A 17,015-nucleotide genomic window follows, 5' to 3' on the forward strand; every position below is an offset into this window, starting at 1 on the left:
CCCCCTGTCACGATGATCGCATGGCTTGAAGCATGAGACGTTGAAACAGCAGCATGCATAGGGATATTAGAAGAAGGATAACGGTATAATGCCCATGGCCACCCCTATACCACCGTTGAGAGCCACCCATGTCCCAGCTAATGGGTGCTCGGTGTGGTTGCTTTATACTGGTAGCCTGCCTTCCTGCCCAAAGTGACGCTATGAGACTTCCCCTTTCCCTGCTCTGGGCACTGCTGCTTGTCGTCACGCCACAGCTTCTTCTCGCTTCCACGGCGCCGCTTGATCTCGATGCGGGGTGGGAGTACCGCTGGGGGGATTCGCCGGTGCAAGCCGATGGCACGCCAGCCTGGATCCAGGAAGAAGCCACGGAGGCGTGGCAGGCGATCGACTTCCCTTCCAATCCACCGGGCCGAGAGAGCGAAAGCAATGCCTGGTTCCGCATCACCCTGCCCTCAGGCGAATGGCGCGATCCCGTGCTTTATATCTACAGTGTCGACCTGATCGTACAGGTCTACCTGGAATCGGAGTTGATCTACCAGTACGGCCATTTCGATGAACAGGGCAAGGGTCGCTTCGTAGGCTGGCCATGGCATATGATCAGCCTGCCGGAGGATTTTGCCAACAAACCGCTCTTTTTCCGTGTCTTCTCCAACTATATCGATATCGGGCTGTGGGGTGAGGTGAAGCTCATGGATCGCCCCGATCTCTGGCAACTCATACTCACGAAATCCGCCGTCGACCTGGTGATCAGTGCGTTTTCTCTCCTTCTTGCCCTGCTGGCAGGCATCTTTGCCTTGATCCACACCAGGCGACGCAGCTTTGCCGGCATCGGCCTCTTCTCGCTCGCCTCCGGCATCATGATTCTTGCTGAAACCCAGGCCAGCCAGCTTCTCCTGAACCTGCCGCTACTGTGGGACTACCTGGCTGCTGCCGGCTATTACGCGTTGCCGGTCGGCATCGGGCTGCTACTCGAGCATTGGTTCGATTCACGGCATTCACGCTGGATTCGTCTATTATGGCAACTCCATCTGGTCTATCTGGTGGCAGCACTGACGCTGGCATTGAGTGGCGCCGTCAATCTTTCCAGCACCTTTCCTGTTTACGATGTCTTGCTGGCGATCACCCTGCCAACCCTGTTCGCCATCATTGCCTTGCGCCTGAACAAGCTGACTGGCGAACAGCAGTGGGTCATTGCCACCTATGGTGTCTTCGGGCTACTTCTGCTGGTCGACATGGCTGTCGCTCATGGGCTGCTTCCCTGGGCCCGCGTGCCGGTCAGCGCCGGCGCCCTGGCCTTCAGCCTGACTATCGTGGCGATTTCGTTGCGCCACTATTCTCGCACCCAGATTGAGTTGATTCGACTCAATCAGCGCCTTGAGCAGCAAGTGGAAGAGCGTACCCAGGCGCTTCAGGAGATGGTCGAGAAACTACTCGCCTTCTCTTATCAGGACCCCTTGACGGGACTGAAGAATCGGCGCCATTTCGACGAGAGGTTTGAACAGGAGACAGCCATCGCCCGACGGGGGCGGCCCGTCACTCTGGTGATGTTCGATATCGACCATTTCAAGCGTTTCAACGACCTACATGGCCATGAAACCGGTGATGCCGTACTCATGAGCATCGGAAGACTGCTGATAGACTATTTCCGCGAAGCCGATGCGGTCTGCCGACTGGGAGGTGAGGAGTTCGTTGTCATCATGCCGGGCGCCACGTCCGCAGAGGCGACGGAACGCATAGAACGGTTTCTCGGGTCGATGCGTGACCAACGCTTTGTCCATGGCGAAAAGGAACTGGGCCGCGTCAGCCTCTCTTGCGGTATCGCTACCTATCCCGATCACACCGACGATCCCGTGGAATTGGTTCGGCTAGCCGATCAGGCGCTCTACCGCGCCAAGCAACGCGGCCGAGATCGCTTCGAAACCTACACCGCGTCCTGATTTCAGAAAAAGGCTGCCACCTCAACATCGGTCAGTTCCCGCCATTTTCCTGGCGCCAGCTCGCCGAGACTCAACGGCCCGATGGACACGCGGTGAAGTCCTTCCACGCGATTACCGATAGCCCCGAACATGCGCTTAACTTGATGATACTTGCCCTCATAAAGCGTCAGCTCGGCGTCGACAGGGGTCAGCATGGCCAGCTCGGCGGGCTGCGTTGGTTTCTCCTCTCCGTCGAGCACGACCCCTTCCGCAAAGCAGGCCACGGCATTTTCCAGCGCCTCACCCTCAAGGGGGTCAGCGAGGGTAACGCGGTACAGCTTGCCGCAGCGCTTGCGGGGAGAGGTGACACGATGTGACCACTGACCATCATCGGTCAGCAAGACCATGCCGGTGGTATCGACATCGAGCCGCCCTACCGTCTGCAGCCGCTCTGCCTTGGGGAGTTCGATCAGGTCGATCGCCCTGGGGTATAACCCGCGGCGGGCAGTGCACTCCACGCCGGCCGGCTTGTTCAGCATGATATAGCGCAGGCCAACCAGTGCCAGCGGCTCGTCCACCCATAGCACCCGGTCCTGTTCACCGACCTGTACGGCCGGCTGCTTGACCACCTCGCCATTGACGGTGACCTCGCCCCGGTGAAGTACCTTCTTGGCCAGGCTGCGGGTCAGATCGGTTGTCTCGGACAGAAATCGGTCCAGTCGCATCAGAACCCGACTCCATCGGCCACATTGAAATGATCCGCATCCCGCCATGCCGGGAATTTCTCGCGGAAGGCATCGAGCGCATCCCGGGAAAGCACCCCCGTCTTGATGAAGGGCTGGTCCCGGGGCTCGTCGATAACGGCTTCTCCCTTGAAGTCCACCAGCATCGAGTCGCCGGCGTAGGCCATACCATTGGCATCTTCACCGACACGATTCACGCCAATCACCGGGCAGAGGTTCTCGATCGCACGGGCCTGGAGCAAGATCCGCCACGGATGACGGCGCGGGGCTGGCCAGTTGGCCACGCAGAGCAGAGCATCGTATTCGAAATGCTCGTTGGTAGCCGGCTGTTGTCGCAGCCAGACTGGGAAGCGAAGATCGTAGCAAACGCTCAGCAGGATTCGAAAACCCTTCAATGTGACGATGACACGCTCGTGGCCCATGGAGTAGCGTTCGTGCTCACCGGCCATGCGAAACAGGTGACGCTTGTCGTAATAGGCGCGGCTGCCATCCGGACGAGCCCAGATCAACCGATTGAAATAGTGCTCGCCTTCCACCACAGCCACGCTCCCGGTCACCACGCAGCCACGATCGATGGCCTGCTGCTGGATCCAGGCCACGGCGCGGCTCTCCTCCATGGGCTCGGCCATTTCACGGGAGTTCATGGTAAAACCGGTCGAGAACATCTCCGGCAGAACGATCAGGTCGGTTTGCGAACCATCGATTCCGTCCAGTTCCTGTTCCAGCATGCGGCAGTTGGCTTCCGGGTCCTCCCAGCGCAAGTCGCACTGCACCAGTGTCGTACGCAAATCGCTCATCTCGGCTTCCCTTGGGTGATTCGCCATCCCCACAGCCTAACTCAGCAGAACAGCTCCGTCAGCCAATGCTCGCCCGTCGCCCACCATGGAAAAACAACAAATAGCCTGCTAAGTTACTGCTTTCTCCAAGAGATGATGGAATGTCCGTCAAGCCCCTTCCCGACCCCGAAGCCGCCAAGGGTATTGCCTTCGGCCTCACCGCCTATGTGATGTGGGGTTGTTTCCCGCTGTTTTTCGCCCTGTTCCAGGGTGTGCCCGCCTTCGAGATCCTGATCCACCGCGTCGTCTGGTCGTGTCTCTTCCTGGTGGGGCTTGTCACAGTGATGAAGCGATGGCAACCGATCCGCCAGGCGCTGGCCGAACCCAGGCGCCTGGGAAGGGTGCTCGGCTGCGCCGTGCTGATTGCGATCAATTGGGGGCTCTATATCTATTCAGTGGAGACTCGCCAAGTCTTCCAGGCAAGCCTGGGCTATTTTCTGACACCGCTGGTCAATGTCGCACTCGGGATGCTGGTACTGCGCGAACGGATGGCCGGACTGCAGAGCCTGGCCGTGCTGATTGCTGCGATTGCTATCGCTATCCAGTTGGTGCTGCTGGGGGAGCTTCCATGGATCAGCCTGACTCTTGCGCTCTCTTTCGGTACCTACGGCTTGCTGCGCAAGCAGGTACCCCTGGACGGCCTATCGGGTCTCTTCGTCGAGACCCTCCTGCTGCTTCCGTTTGGGCTGATGGCGCTCTCCTGGCTGTCGATGGCCGAGCTCTCCCATTTTCTCGACACGCCTCGCACGACCCTGCTGTTGATCGCCAGCGGCGTGATCACCGCCCTGCCCCTGCTGGCTTTCGCCGGCGCCGCCCGCCGGCTTCGTCTGGCAACGCTCGGTTTTCTAATGTATCTCAACCCCTCCATTCAGTTTTTCATCGCACTGCTGGTGTTTCGCGAGCCGCTCTCCCCGATCCAGCTGGCCACCTTCGTGCTGATCTGGACCAGCCTTGCACTGTATTCGTGGTCGGCGTGGCATACCCGTTCCCGGCCACCGCTGGCTCCGGCAGGGAGCCAGTCGAAATGACGGGATAGCGCCAACAACGATCAGGCCGATTCGGGCTTGTAGCCGACACGAAAACCACCCCAGTGCTTGCCACCCACGTAGATCGGCACAGATAGATCGTGCATGATCTCGCCGGTGTCGCGCTTGTAGGTCTGAAGCAGCAAGGTCTCTTCGTGGGAGCCACAGCGCTGGCCGGTGGGATCTTCGTAGATCCGCCTGTTGCGACAGAATTTCAGGTCATGTTCATAGTCCCCGGTCGGGGGCTGACTCGTCTTCAGGTTATGCGAGGGGATATAGCCGCGACGATCGATGCCGATGGCATAGGCCACCCCCAGGCGTTCCAGCAACGGCTCCTGGATGGCAGGAAAATTCTCGTCGGTGTAACTCTCGAACCCCGAGAGATGCTGGACCGGATTGGTGCCGGGAATCGGTATGTACCGAGGTGAGAAAAGCACCTGCTCATCGAGCTCTCCTCCCTTGATAGCCGACTCGAGCAACTTGCCGATCTTGGCTGCCGCTTCGCGCGCCGCTTCGAAGACCTCCTGATGCCGTCCCTCCAGGCGCTGCTGCGCCAGTGCCCCGTCGACGGCTTCTGCACCCGCCATAAGTGCGCGGGCCTGACTTGCCAGGCCATGCATATCGTGCGTGCCCTGCTCGGTCTCACCCTCCAGTGTCGTCAGCGTTCCGGCCACGCGCTGGGAGTGCTGGTTGGTATCGTCCATGGCCTCGGCAATGGAGCGGATCTCGCTTTCGACCTGATCGAAGTTGCCGGTCATCTCGGTGAGCTGTTCGCCGACCTTGCTCATCTCCTTGGCCCGATCGCCGACGCGCTGCATTAAATGCCCGATGGTATCGACCACGCGGTGGCTGCTGTCTCCGATATCGCCGACCAGGGCTTCGACATTGCGTGTAGCATCCGCCGTTCGTCCCGCCAGCTGGCGTACCTCACCGGCTACCACGGCAAAGCCGCGACCATGCTCGCCGGCACGGGCCGCCTCTATCGAGGCATTCAACGACAGCAGGTTAGTCTGCTCGGCGATCTCCTCGATCAGCGAGGTGACGTGACGCACGCTGTCGGCCTTCTGGCTCAGCATATTGAGCAGCTCCAGCGCCTCTTCCGAACGCTCGGCCAGGGCCTGCATCTCCTCGATCACCTGGCCAAGGGCTTCGCGACTGACATGACTGGCATCCCGGGAGCGGCTGGCAAGATTCGCCACGTTGGCCGCACTGGCTGCCACCTGTTCGATGGCAGTGGTGATCGCGGCCATGCTGGAGGAGGCCTCGCGCACCGTGTGCCCCTGGCGCTCCAGACGCTGATCCATGCGGTCGGCATGATGCGACACTTCGGCAGAGGCAATGGCGGTATTACTGGCCTGGCGTATCAAGCCATGGGCCATGCGTCGCAATGACAGATAATCCCGGGTAGCCGGCAGCCAGGCCTTGATGCCCTGCGTTTCCAGGGTAGCGGCACCGGCGCGATAGACACTGGCCAGCCCTGCGAGTGAAAAAAGGCAGCCGGCAAGGGCAGCGAGGCCCAGGCCAAGGTAGGCTTGCCAGCCCAAGCCGAGATCGTTCACTACGAGAACGCCCGCGGCAAGGGAGACCGCGGCTAACAGAAACATCAGTATCCGCATGACGCCTTATCTCTTTGTTATAGGAAGTATCCAGAGATTAGCGTCTTGTAAGACGTATTAGCATCACCACTTTGGCCTGACAGACCAAAGCACAACTCAAGACATAAACACATCCGCCGATATAATCGGTTTATGTCTCGGTTGTACCGTTGGAGGCGAGCCGCCCCATGCGTGGGGCGGCCATGTCGTCAGGCCTGACTGGCGGCGAGCGCCTGTTCCAGGTCGGCGATAATATCATCGACATGCTCGATGCCGATGGAGAGACGCACCATGTCGGGTGTCACCCCGGCGGCGATCATTTCCTCGTCATTCAGCTGACGGTGGGTGGTGGATGCCGGAATCGACGAGCAGGTCTTGGCATCACCGATGTTGACGAGTCGCAGGACCATGCCAAGCGCGTCGTAGAAGCGTGCCCCCGCTTCGCGTCCGCCCTGGATGCCGAAGCTGAGGATGCCCGAGGCGTGACCGTTCATATAGCGCTGGGCGAGCTCGTGATCCTTGTGGCCGGGCAAACCGGCATACTGGACCCAGGTTACCGCTGCATGGCTGTCGAGATATTCCGCCACCTTGCGCGCATTGGCACAGACCCGCTCGATGCGCAGCGAAAGGGTTTCCAACCCTTGCAGCAGATTCCAGGCCGCCTGCGCCGATAGCGCCGCACCCATATTACGCAGCGGTACCACGCGGGCGCGGGCGATGAAGGCGGCTTCACCGACATCGCGCGTGTAGCTCACCCCATGGTAGGAGACATCCGGCTCGTTGAGCAGCGGGAAGCGCTGAGGATGATCGGCCCAGGGGAACTTGCCGGAATCCACGATGACGCCGCCTATCGTGGTGCCATGGCCACCGATGTACTTGGTCGCTGAATGGATGACGATGTCCGCCCCGTGCTCGATCGGCCGCCACAGGAAGGGCGTCGGCACGGTGTTGTCGACGATCACCGGCACCCCATGCCGATGGGCGGCGGCGGCCAGGCGCGTCATGTCGACAACGCTGCCGGAGGGGTTGCCGACGCTCTCGCAGAACACGGCCTTCGTGCGTGCATCGATCAGCGACTCGATACCCTCGATATCGTCCTTGTCGGCGAAGCGCACCTCGATGCCCTGTCGTGGCAGGGTGTGCGCAAACAGATTATAGGTACCGCCATACAGCTCACTGATGGAGACGATATTGTCACCGGCCTCGGCGATGGTCTGGATCGCATAGGTGATTGCGGCCATGCCGGAGGCTACCGCCAGGCCGGCGATACCGCCCTCCAGCGCGGCGACACGCTGCTCCAGCACCGCGCAAGTGGGATTCATGATACGCGAGTAGATGTTGCCCTCGACCTTGAGGTCGAACAGGTCGGCCGCATGCTGCGCACTGTCGAAGGAGAATGAGGTGGTCTGGTGGATAGGAACGGCCACGGCGTGCTGATCGTTTGGTGAATAGCCGTGGTGCAGGGCAATGGTCTCGGGTTTCATGGCGTGTCCTGATGGGTCAAAGAATCGAATGGGTTATATTTCACCTGATGCTAACCAAGTCTCAACCCTTCCACCAATATCGTTTAGTCTGGTGCTCTATTTTCTCCTTCCGGTCCCGCTCCCCAACCTCGAAGAGAACGGATGCTCAAACGCTACCTGCCGATCCTGACATGGCTTCCCCACTATAACCGCCGACTCTGCGGCGCCGACCTGCTGGCCGGAGCCATCGTTACCATGATGGTGATACCGCAGTCATTGGCCTACGCCATTCTTGCCGGTCTTCCACCGGTAGTGGGGCTCTACGCCAGCCTGCTTCCGCTACTGGCCTATACCCTGCTTGGGACCAGCCGGACGCTTGCCGTGGGCCCGGTGGCGATTATCGCGCTGATGACCGGAGCGGCCCTGAGCAACGTCGCCGCGCCGGGTAGCGCGGCCTATCTGCACGCGGCCCTGGTGCTGTCGCTGCTCTCCGGGTTGATGCTGGTGATCATGGGGATGTTGCGCATGGGCTTCCTGGCCAACTTCCTGAGCCACCCGGTAATCGCCGGTTTCCTGTCGGCTTCCGGCATCCTGATCGCGGCCAGTCAGGCTGGTCACCTGCTGGGTATCGAGGCCAGTTCCACCGCATTGTTGCCACGCGTCTCGGAGCTGGTCTCCGGGTTACCGGAAGTCCACCTGCCCACCCTGGCCCTCGGGGGCGGCTGCCTGCTGTTTCTGGTCCTGCTACGGCTGCGCGGCAAGCGGGCGTTGCGGGGGCTCGGCCTGCCCGGCAACATGGCCGACCTGGTCACCCGGGCCGGCCCCGTTCTGGCCGTGGTGGTCACCACCTGGATCACCTGGTATTTCGACCTTGCCACACAGGGCGTGGCCGTCATCGGCGACATACCCCGTGGGCTGCCTCCGCTGACGCTCCCCGGCTTCGACACCTCGCTGTGGCGGGCCTTGATGATTCCCGCATTCCTGATCAGCGTGGTGGGTTTCGTCGAGTCCGTCTCCATGGGGCAGATGCTCGCCGCCAGGCGGCGTGAGCGCATCTCTCCCAACCAGGAGTTGATCGGGCTCGGCGGAGCCAACCTGGCAGCGGCCTTTTCCGCCGGCATGCCCGTCACAGGAGGCCTGTCACGCACGGTGATCAACTATGATGCGGGCGCCCGCACGCCACTCGCCGGCTTTTTTGCCGCCATCGGCATCGGCGCGATCACGCTCTACTTCACCCCGGCTCTCTACCATCTGCCCATTGCCACCCTGGCCGCCACCATCACCGTGGCGATTCTGACCCTGGTGGACATTCCCATGATCCGCCAAACCTGGCGCTACTCCCGCAGCGATTTCTCGGCCATGGCGTTGACCATCCTGCTGACCCTGGCGGAGGGGGTGGAAGCCGGCATCATCAGCGGTGTCGCGCTTTCCATCGGCCTATTCCTCTATCGCACCAGCCGTCCCCACAGTGCATTGGTGGGCCGCATACCGGACACCGAGCACTTCCGCAACGTCGAACGCCACGACACCGAAACCGTCAGCCACCTGGCCCTGCTGCGCATCGACGAAAGCCTCTATTTCGCCAATGCCCGCTATCTGGAGGATACCGTCTACGACCTGGTCGCTACCCGTCCCGAACTCGAACACGTGGTACTGATCTGCTCAGCGGTGAACCTGATCGACGCCTCGGCCCTGGAGAGCCTGGACGCTATCAATGCACGCCTCTCCGACTCAAGGGTGTCGCTGCATCTGGCCGAAGTTAAGGGTCCAGTCATGGATCAGCTCAAGCGTAGCGATTTTCTCGACGATATGACCGGGCGGGTATTCCTGAGCACCTATGCCGCGTGGCGTGAATTGTCGCGCCCTGCCAGCGCTATGGAATAACGAGCGGCCTCCGATTTCCCTCGCGCCAGAGGGAGATTATACCTTGGTCGTGTTTTGCACTTTTTTTCATCCGCCGCGCCCCTTCCTTCCCGCCCTCTTCCAGCGACTTATCAACTAGTTGACACACGCGTTCCGCCAAGCGGACAACCCTGCCTCAACACAGGCACAAGCATGCGTTGACACCACGTCGTCGCCTTCCTAGTATCGAGTCCAGTTTCGGAATCAAATACCGCATAGCAAAACAACAAGTCCTTTTACAGGAGTCGATCCATGCGCCAGTTCTCCCGCTCACTCATTCTCGCCGCTTTTCCGCTCTCGCTGCTCTCGGCTGGCGTAGCCCAGGCAAGCGAGGTCGAACTTCCGCGCACCATGGCCTGGACCGCCTATGGCACCAACTCCAGCGGCTATGCCCAGGCGGTAGCCATCGGCAACATGCTGCAGAATCACTACGACACTTCAGTGCGCATCCTCCCAGGCGACAACGACGTTTCACGAATGACGCCGCTCAAGCAGGGCCGCGTCGACCTCTGCGCCTGCGGAATCGCCAGCTATTACGGTGCCGAAGGGGTCATGATGTTCGCTCACCGCGACTGGGGCCCCCAGCCAATCCGAGTGATTACCACTTCCACGGCTTCGTTCGGCCTGTCGCTGGCGGTCGCCGGTGATCTCGACGTCGAGACGCCGGCTGACCTGGCCGGCAAGCGTATCGCCTATATCCGCGGCGACGATGCCCTGAACAAGGGCACCGAAGCCTACCTTGCGTTCGGTGGATTGACCTGGGACGACGTGGAGCGCGTCGACTTTCCCGGCTATGCCCGCTCCTTCGACGGCATCATTGCCGGCAACGCCGATGCCTCCTTCACCACCACCGTGACCCCGCCTGCGCAGCAGCTTGCCAGCAGTCCTCGAGGCATCAGCTGGCCGGTATTGGACCCCGACGATGCCGAGGGCTGGGAACGCATGATGGAAGTAGCGCCCTACTTCCGCCCCCATGAGGTGACCGCCGGCGCGGGTGACATCAGCGCCGACAACCCCATCCCTAGCGCCAGCTATCCCTATCCGATAGTGGTCGGCAATCAAGACCTCGACGACAAGGTGGCCTATGGCCTGATCAAGGCGCTGCAGGAAAACTACGACGACTACAAGGATGCCGCCCCCGGCGCCGTGGGATACGCCTTCGAATACCAGGATCTGCAGTGGGTCATACCGTTCCACGATGCGGTCGTCGAGTACTACGAGGAGATTGGCGTCTGGACCGACGAGATGCAGGCGCACCAGGAAGGGCTGGTGGAACGCCAGGAACTGCTCGTCGCTACCTGGAACGACTTCATTGCCGACGCCCCTGAAGACGAGGATGAGTTCCGCGATGCCTGGATGCAGGTGCGCGCCGAAGCGCTCAGCGACGCCGGTCTCGAGCCGGTGTTTCAATAAGCCGAGCCCTGCCTGACCCTGGGGCGGCCTTGCCGCCCCTTCGCCGATTCACGGACGCCACCATGACCAACCCCACTCCCCCTGCCGATTCGACGCGCGAGCTCAAGGAAAAGGTCACCCACGTTCGTCCGCTTCCCCCTGCCTTGCGCTGGGTTCCCGGCGCAGTGACAGTCCTGCTGATGTTGATGACCCTGGATTATCTCTTCAACACAGGTTGGCTGCGCTTCATCACCGGGTTGGAGACCCAGTTCTACTATGCCGTGGTGGCCCTGCTACTGCCGCTGGTCTATCTGCTGTGGCCGATCAAGTCGTCCCTGCAACACCGACCGGTGCCCTGGTACGACTACACGCTGTGCCTGGCAACGCTGATTGTCGGCGGCTACTTCGTCTACAACGCCGAGTCGATTCTCGAGCGCGGCTGGGCTTTCGCCGCTCCCGATATCGCCATCATGGCCAGCTATGCCTGGTGGCTTCTGATCGTGGAGGCGGCTCGACGCGCCGGCGGCTGGCCCATCGCCGTCATCGTCTCGCTGTTCTCTCTCTACCCGCTGGTCGCGGATATCGTGCCCGGGCCTATCCAGGCGTTCCCCTCCACGCTGGAGGAGACCGCCATGTACCACACCATGAGTACCGAGAGCATCATGGGTGTGCCGCTGCAGGCCTTCGCCGGCCTGGTCATCGGCTTCCTGGTGTTCGGCGTGGTGCTGCAGAAAAGCGGCGGTGGCAAGTTCTTCATCAACCTGGCCTTCGCCCTGCTCGGCCATGTGCGCGGTGGGCCGGCCAAGGTGTCGATCTTCTCCAGCGGACTGATGGGTTCGATGAGCGGCAGCGTGATCAGCAACGTGCTGACCACCGGCGTGCTGTCGATTCCCGCCATGCGTCGCATCGGCATGGGTCGCTCGTTCTCCGGCGGCGTGGAGGCTTGTGCCTCCACCGGCGGGGTACTGATGCCCCCGGTGATGGGGGCGACTGCCTTCGTCATGGCGATGTTCCTCGACGTGCCCTATGCGGCCGTCGCCCTGGCCGCTGTCATTCCCTCGATTCTCTATTTCCTGGGGCTGTTCATCCAGATCGATGCCTATGCCGCGCGCCACGAGATCAAGGGGCTTCCCGCCGCTGAACTGCCCTCACTGCTGCAGACGCTGAAGGAGGGCTGGTACTTCATCTTCGTCTTCGCACTGCTGGTATGGATGCTGTTGGTGATGCAGCGCGAAGCCGTGGCTCCCTTCTATGCCACCGCCCTGCTGCTGGTGCTCAACCAGTTCTCGCCCCACAATCGCTGGGGGCTGCGCGAGCTGGGCGAGTCGCTCTCCTCGGCGGCCAAGCTGTTCGCCGAGCTGATCGCCATCCTGGCCGGCGTCGGCATGCTTGTCGGCGCCCTGTCGATGACCGGCCTCTCCGGCACCATCGCCAACGACTTCATCCATATCGCCGGCGGCAGCGTGCCGCTACTGCTGCTCATGGGCGCCCTGACCAGTTTCGTGCTCGGCATCGGCATGACCGTCACCGCCGCCTACATCTTCCTCGCGGTGGCACTGGCCCCGGCGCTAATCCAGGGCGGCGGGCTCGACCCCATGGCGGTGCACATGTTCATCCTCTATTGGGGCATGCTCAGCTTCATCACCCCGCCAGTGGCCCTGGGCGCCTTTGCCGCCGCCACCGTGGCCGGCGCGCGGCCCATGGCCACCGGCCTGCAGGCCATGCGACTGGGCAGCGTGATCTACTTCATTCCCTTCCTGTTCGTGCTCAACCCGGCCCTGATCATGCAGGGCGAGCCGCTCCAGATCGGCCTGGTCTTCATACAGGCGCTGGTGGGCATCGTGCTGTTTGCCTCCGCCATGCAGGGGTATCTGATCGGTGTCGGGCGTCTGGGTGTCGGTGCCGTTTGCGAGACGCTTGTCCGTGGCCTGGTGCTGGTGGCCGGCCTGCTGTTCGCCTTGCCCGGTGGCGGCATGGTGCCGCTCAGCCAGGTCGAGCTGTTCGCCTACGCCCTTGCCGCCCTGGTACCTGCCGTACTGCTGGCGCGCTGGAGCCAGCGCCGGGCACGGCCACATGCGGCGACGCTGACGCCGCCCACGGACTCATGAGCTACCGTTTGCAGTACTCGTTCTCCTCCACTCCAGATACTGGGAGCTCCACCCCATGACGACTCCGGTCACATACCAGCGCCATGACGATATCGGCGTGATCGTCATCGACAACCCGCCGGTCAACGCCCTGGGCCAGGCCGTACGCCAAGGCCTGGTGGAGACCATTGCACAGGGCAACGCAGACCCCGAAACTCGCGTCCTGGTGCTGGTCGCTCTCGGCAAGACCTTCATCGCCGGTGCCGATATTCGCGAGTTCGGCAAGCCGCCCCAGGCGCCGATCCTGCCGGACGTGATCGGGCACCTGGAGACCAGCGCCAAGCCCATCGTCGCCGTTCTGCACGGCACGGCCCTCGGCGGTGGGCTTGAAGTCGCGCTGGGCTGCCAGCTTCGGGTCGCCCTGCCCGGCACCCGGGTGGGTCTGCCCGAGGTCAAGCTCGGGCTGCTGCCGGGCGCCGGTGGCACCCAGCGGCTGCCACGCCTGGCCGGCATCGCGGCGGCGCTCGACCTGATCACCAGCGGACGCTTCTCAGCCGCGGACGAGGCGCTAGAACTCGGCATCGTCGATGCGGTGCTCGACTTCGACGACCCCGTCGAAGCCGGCCTGGCAGCGGCGCGAGACGCGCTGGCCGGCAAGCGCTCGCCGCGGGTTACCGGCGAGCTACCGCCCCCCGTGGCCGACCCCGCAGCCATCGAGCGTTACCGTGCCAAGCTCGAACAAGAGGTACCCGAGCTTTATTCACCGTTCCGCTGCCTCGAGGCGATCGCCGCCAGCAGCGAAAGTAGCCTGGCCGAGGGCCTGCGCCGTGAGCGTGAGCTGTTCCTCGCCTGCATGGATTCACCCCAGCGCGCCGGGCTGATCCACGCCTTCTTTGCCGCTCGTGCGCCACACAGAGTGCCCGACGCCGGCGAGACACCGGCGCTGACACGCCTCGCCCTGCTCGGTGAGCATCCACTGTTCGCACAGCTCAAGGGCAAGGCCGAGCGCGCCGGCATCGATCTAAGCGACAGTCCGGATGCAAACACCCAGGCCTGCCTGGCCGCCCCGGGAAGCGCCACGACCGGTCCCTCGCACTGCCTGCGCATCGCACTGCTGTCCCCGGCCGAAGCCCTTGACGCCGTTGACGCTGACCTAGCGCTGGTCATTCCTGAAAAGAGCAACATGGCAGAGCTGGTCACCCTGCGTGCCAACGCCGGGCAGCAACAAGCCGTGGCCAATGTACTCAAGGCGCTGCGCCTTGCCATCGTGGTGAGCCGCCAGGGCAGCCTGCTGGCCACGCTGGCAAAGGCCGCACATGATGATGCAGCAACCGCCCAGGCTGCCATGGAAGCGGCAAGCCTGATGCTGGCTGAGCGTGGCTGGGCTTATCGCAACAGCGATATCGACCTGCTTGCCATCGAGGTGCTCGGCTATCCGCGTCACCTGGGCGGCCCCCACCGCCAGGCCAGCCACACCGCCGCAGGAGATGCCTGATGAACCTCGAATTCACCGCCGAGGAGCAGGCATTTCGCCGGGAAGTGCGCGACTTCCTGGCCGCCAAACTGCCCTACGGCATCCGTGAGCGCGTCCGCCTGGGGCGGCGCCTCTCCGCCGACGATCACCTCTGCTGGCAGAATCTTCTCAGTGAACGTGGCTGGCTTGGCGTCAACTGGCCGCAAGAGCACGGTGGGCCGGGCTGGGGTCCGGTGGAACGACACATCTTCGACGAGGAGTGTGCCGCGGCCCACGCCCCGACCATCGTACCCTTCGGCGTCAGCATGGTCGCCCCGGTGATCATGAAGTTCGGCAGCGAGACCCAGAAACGCCACTATCTGCCGCGCATCCTCTCCAACCAGGACTGGTGGTGCCAGGGCTACTCCGAACCCGGCGCCGGCTCCGACCTGGCCAGCCTGCGCACCCGGGCCGTGCGTGACGGCGACGAGTATGTCGTCAGCGGCCAGAAAACCTGGACCACCCTGGGCCAGCACGCCAACATGATGTTCTGTCTGGTACGCACCGATCCCGAGGTCAAGAAGCAGGCCGGCATCAGCTTCCTGCTGGTCGACATGGAAACTCCCGGCATCAGCGTTCGTCCGATCATTACCCTCGATGGTGCCCATGAGGTCAACGAGGTGTTTCTCGATGAGGTGCGCGTCCCCGTCGCCAACCGTATCGGGGAAGAGGGCCAGGGCTGGACCTGCGCCAAATTCCTGCTCACCCACGAGCGCACGGGCATCGCCGGCCTTGGGCACGCCAAGCAGGCGCTAAGCCATCTCAAGTCGGTGGCCTTGGAGGTCCAGCATCGCGGCCGCCCGCTACTCGAGCAGCCAGGCTTTCGTCAGCGTGTGGTCAAGGCGGAGATCGAACTGATGGCGCTGGAGGTCACCCACCTGCGCGTGCTCGCCGCCGCCCGCGACGGCGGAGCGCCGGGTGCCGAAAGCTCGCTGCTGAAGGTCCGCGGTTCGGAGTTGAGGCAGGAGCTCAGCGAATTGACCCGGCGCGCCCTGGGCCCGCAGGCGCTGCCTTTCTTCCCCGAGTATCTCTTCGGCGACCAGGAACTGGAGCGCGAAGAAGCCGAGCATGCCGCCCTGGGCGCGCAGTATTTCAATCGACGCAAGCTCTCGATCTACGGCGGCAGCAACGAGATCCAGAAGAGCATCGTCGCCAAGACCCTACTCGGCATGTAAGGAACTGACATGAACTTCGCATACAGCGACGAGCAGCGCATGCTCGCCGATACCCTGGAACGCCTGGTCGCCGACCAGGCGCCAACCGAGAATAACGCCCTGCATGGGGAGCCCTCTACCCTGTGGGGCACCTTCGCCGAACTGGGCCTGCTGCAGCTACCGTTTTCCGAAGAGGTCGGTGGCCTGGGCGGTGGCGGCATCGACGTGATGATCGTGATGCAGGCGCTGGGCCGTGGCCTGGTGCGAGAGCCTTACCTGGCCGGCCTGCTGCTGCCCGGCACCCTGCTGGCCCGGCTGGCTGATGCGCCCCAGCGTGAGCGCTGGCTGACCCCGTTGCTGGAAGGCGAGCGACGGTTGGCCCTGGCCTGGCAGGAAACCGCCGCCCGCTACGATGCCCACGCCATCGCCACGTTCGCCCGTCGACAGGCCGACGGCTGGATCATCGAGGGTACCAAGCAGGTCGTGATAGCGGCCCCTTCGGCCACGGCACTGCTGGTTACCGCCCGGGTCGACGACGGCACGCTCGGTGTCTTCCTGGTGCCTGCCGACAGTCCAGGACTCGAGCGACGCGACTACCCGACACTGGACGACCAGGCGGCCAGCGATGTGCAGCTGAAGGGCGTGACCCTGCCCCACGACGCTCGCCTTGGCGGAGACGTCGCCGAAGCCCTGGCGGCGGCATTGGCGGTGGGCCGTGCCGCGCTCTGCGCCGAGGCGGTGGGCGCCATGGAGGTCGCCTGCGACCAGACGCTTAACTATCTCAAGGAGCGCCGGCAGTTCGGCACTACGCTGGCAAGCTTCCAGGTGCTCCAGCATCGCATGGTCGATATGCACCTGAACCTGGAGCAAGCCCGGTCGATGGCGATACTCGCCGCGACCAGCCTCGAGCGCCCCGCCGAGGAGCGCGACTACCGCATTGCCGCAGCCAAGGCCTACTGCGGGGAAGCGGCCCGCTTCGTCGCCGAGCAGGCCATCCAGCTCCACGGCGCCATGGGTATGACCGAAGAGTGTCGAATCTCCCACTACGCCAGGCACCTGGTGATGTTCGATCACCATCTGGGTGACGTGGACCATCACCTGGAGTTCGTCAGCGAGCGGCTCACCGCGGCCTGAGCGTCTCATCAGGCGCGTTCCACGGCCCCTCTTCCGGGGCCGTTTGCTTTACGCGATACCTGGGTAGTATTGCGTGGATTACAGCTTGCTCTCGAGCTCCGGCAGGATTTCGAACAGGTCACCGACGAGACCATAGTCCGCGACCTGGAAGATCGGCGCCTCCTCGTCCTTGTTGATCGCCACGATCACCTTGGAGTCCTTCATCCCCGCCAGGTGCTGGATGGCGCCCGAGATACCCACGGCGATGTAGAGCTC

At 62.9% G+C, this 17,015-nt stretch carries 13 protein-coding genes; 8 read left to right on the forward strand and 5 right to left on the reverse strand.

All coding sequences use genetic code 11. The features are described from left to right. The first annotated feature begins 200 nt into the window (after positions 1–200). On the forward strand, positions 201–1,937 hold the full coding sequence (locus tag DU505_RS17290) for a GGDEF domain-containing protein (RefSeq protein WP_114480233.1): 1,737 nt from the start codon (positions 201–203) through the stop codon (positions 1,935–1,937). Between the two features lie 2 nt (positions 1,938–1,939). Here DU505_RS17290 and DU505_RS17295 read toward each other — a convergent pair whose 3' ends face one another. Both DU505_RS17295 and DU505_RS17300 read right to left on the reverse strand, forming a co-directional pair. Next, the gene (locus DU505_RS17295; protein ID WP_114480234.1) at positions 1,940–2,641 is read right to left on the reverse strand and encodes a pseudouridine synthase; all 702 of its coding nucleotides are present in this window, start codon (positions 2,639–2,641) and stop codon (positions 1,940–1,942) included. Then, on the reverse strand, positions 2,641–3,456 hold the full coding sequence (locus DU505_RS17300) for an amidohydrolase (protein WP_114480235.1): 816 nt from the start codon (positions 3,454–3,456) through the stop codon (positions 2,641–2,643). The genes DU505_RS17295 and DU505_RS17300 overlap by 1 nt, the downstream gene beginning before the upstream one ends. A 140-nt stretch (positions 3,457–3,596) precedes the next feature. Between DU505_RS17300 and rarD the strand changes: the two genes are divergently transcribed. Beyond that, on the forward strand, positions 3,597–4,523 hold the full coding sequence (rarD, locus tag DU505_RS17305; protein WP_114480236.1) for an EamA family transporter RarD: 927 nt from the start codon (positions 3,597–3,599) through the stop codon (positions 4,521–4,523). 20 nt (positions 4,524–4,543) lie between these two features. On the opposite strand, the gene DU505_RS17310 is transcribed toward rarD, so the two are convergent. Continuing rightward, a complete protein-coding gene (locus tag DU505_RS17310; protein ID WP_245948025.1) occupies positions 4,544–6,136 on the reverse strand; it encodes a methyl-accepting chemotaxis protein in 1,593 nt (530 codons plus the stop codon). Positions 6,137–6,324: 188 nt separating this feature from the next. Then, complete coding sequence (locus tag DU505_RS17315) at positions 6,325–7,599, reverse strand: O-acetylhomoserine aminocarboxypropyltransferase/cysteine synthase family protein (protein WP_114480237.1); 1,275 nt, start codon at positions 7,597–7,599, stop codon at positions 6,325–6,327. A gap of 141 nt (positions 7,600–7,740) precedes the next feature. On the opposite strand from DU505_RS17315, the gene DU505_RS17320 reads away from it, so the two are divergent. The 6 genes from DU505_RS17320 (at position 7,741) to DU505_RS17345 (ending at position 16,760) form a co-directional block, all read left to right on the forward strand. Next, positions 7,741–9,462, forward strand: coding sequence for a SulP family inorganic anion transporter (locus DU505_RS17320; protein WP_114480238.1), 1,722 nt, complete (start codon positions 7,741–7,743; stop codon positions 9,460–9,462). A 270-nt stretch (positions 9,463–9,732) separates the two neighbouring features. Then, the gene (locus tag DU505_RS17325) at positions 9,733–10,893 is read left to right on the forward strand and encodes a TAXI family TRAP transporter solute-binding subunit (protein ID WP_114480239.1); all 1,161 of its coding nucleotides are present in this window, start codon (positions 9,733–9,735) and stop codon (positions 10,891–10,893) included. Positions 10,894–10,955: 62 nt separating this feature from the next. Next, positions 10,956–12,980: a TRAP transporter permease gene (locus DU505_RS17330; protein WP_114480240.1), complete on the forward strand. Its 2,025-nt coding sequence runs from the start codon at positions 10,956–10,958 to the stop codon at positions 12,978–12,980. 55 nt (positions 12,981–13,035) lie between these two features. Continuing rightward, the gene (locus DU505_RS17335; protein ID WP_114480241.1) at positions 13,036–14,454 is read left to right on the forward strand and encodes an enoyl-CoA hydratase/isomerase family protein; all 1,419 of its coding nucleotides are present in this window, start codon (positions 13,036–13,038) and stop codon (positions 14,452–14,454) included. After that, entirely contained in the window at positions 14,454–15,647 is a 1,194-nt protein-coding gene (locus DU505_RS17340) for an acyl-CoA dehydrogenase family protein (protein WP_114480242.1), read from the forward strand. The genes DU505_RS17335 and DU505_RS17340 overlap by 1 nt, the downstream gene beginning before the upstream one ends. A gap of 9 nt (positions 15,648–15,656) precedes the next feature. Beyond that, positions 15,657–16,760: an acyl-CoA dehydrogenase family protein gene (locus DU505_RS17345; RefSeq protein WP_114480243.1), complete on the forward strand. Its 1,104-nt coding sequence runs from the start codon at positions 15,657–15,659 to the stop codon at positions 16,758–16,760. 78 nt (positions 16,761–16,838) lie between these two features. Here the strand turns inward: DU505_RS17345 and DU505_RS22935 are convergent. Next, positions 16,839–17,015: electron transfer flavoprotein subunit alpha/FixB family protein (locus tag DU505_RS22935; RefSeq protein ID WP_245948031.1), on the reverse strand; the 177-nt coding region annotated here is incomplete at its 5' end.

This window comes from Billgrantia montanilacus (assembly GCF_003336675.1).
GTDB classification, from domain to species: Bacteria; Pseudomonadota; Gammaproteobacteria; order Pseudomonadales; family Halomonadaceae; genus Halomonas; species Halomonas montanilacus.

What these genes read in the sequence shown, in the direction of transcription:
- rarD (WP_114480236.1), top strand. Translation starts at nt 3,597, where the DNA reads ATGTCCGTCAAGCCCCTTCCCGACCCCGAAGCCGCCAAGGGTATTGCC.
- DU505_RS17310 (WP_245948025.1), bottom strand. Translation starts at nt 6,136, where the DNA reads ATGCGGATACTGATGTTTCTGTTAGCCGCGGTCTCCCTTGCCGCGGGC.
- DU505_RS17335 (WP_114480241.1), top strand. Translation starts at nt 13,036, where the DNA reads ATGACGACTCCGGTCACATACCAGCGCCATGACGATATCGGCGTGATC.
- DU505_RS17315 (WP_114480237.1), bottom strand. Translation starts at nt 7,599, where the DNA reads ATGAAACCCGAGACCATTGCCCTGCACCACGGCTATTCACCAAACGAT.
- DU505_RS17320 (WP_114480238.1), top strand. Translation starts at nt 7,741, where the DNA reads ATGCTCAAACGCTACCTGCCGATCCTGACATGGCTTCCCCACTATAAC.
- DU505_RS17290 (WP_114480233.1), top strand. Translation starts at nt 201, where the DNA reads ATGAGACTTCCCCTTTCCCTGCTCTGGGCACTGCTGCTTGTCGTCACG.
- DU505_RS17330 (WP_114480240.1), top strand. Translation starts at nt 10,956, where the DNA reads ATGACCAACCCCACTCCCCCTGCCGATTCGACGCGCGAGCTCAAGGAA.
- DU505_RS17300 (WP_114480235.1), bottom strand. Translation starts at nt 3,456, where the DNA reads ATGAGCGATTTGCGTACGACACTGGTGCAGTGCGACTTGCGCTGGGAG.
- DU505_RS17295 (WP_114480234.1), bottom strand. Translation starts at nt 2,641, where the DNA reads ATGCGACTGGACCGATTTCTGTCCGAGACAACCGATCTGACCCGCAGC.
- DU505_RS17325 (WP_114480239.1), top strand. Translation starts at nt 9,733, where the DNA reads ATGCGCCAGTTCTCCCGCTCACTCATTCTCGCCGCTTTTCCGCTCTCG.
- DU505_RS17345 (WP_114480243.1), top strand. Translation starts at nt 15,657, where the DNA reads ATGAACTTCGCATACAGCGACGAGCAGCGCATGCTCGCCGATACCCTG.
- DU505_RS17340 (WP_114480242.1), top strand. Translation starts at nt 14,454, where the DNA reads ATGAACCTCGAATTCACCGCCGAGGAGCAGGCATTTCGCCGGGAAGTG.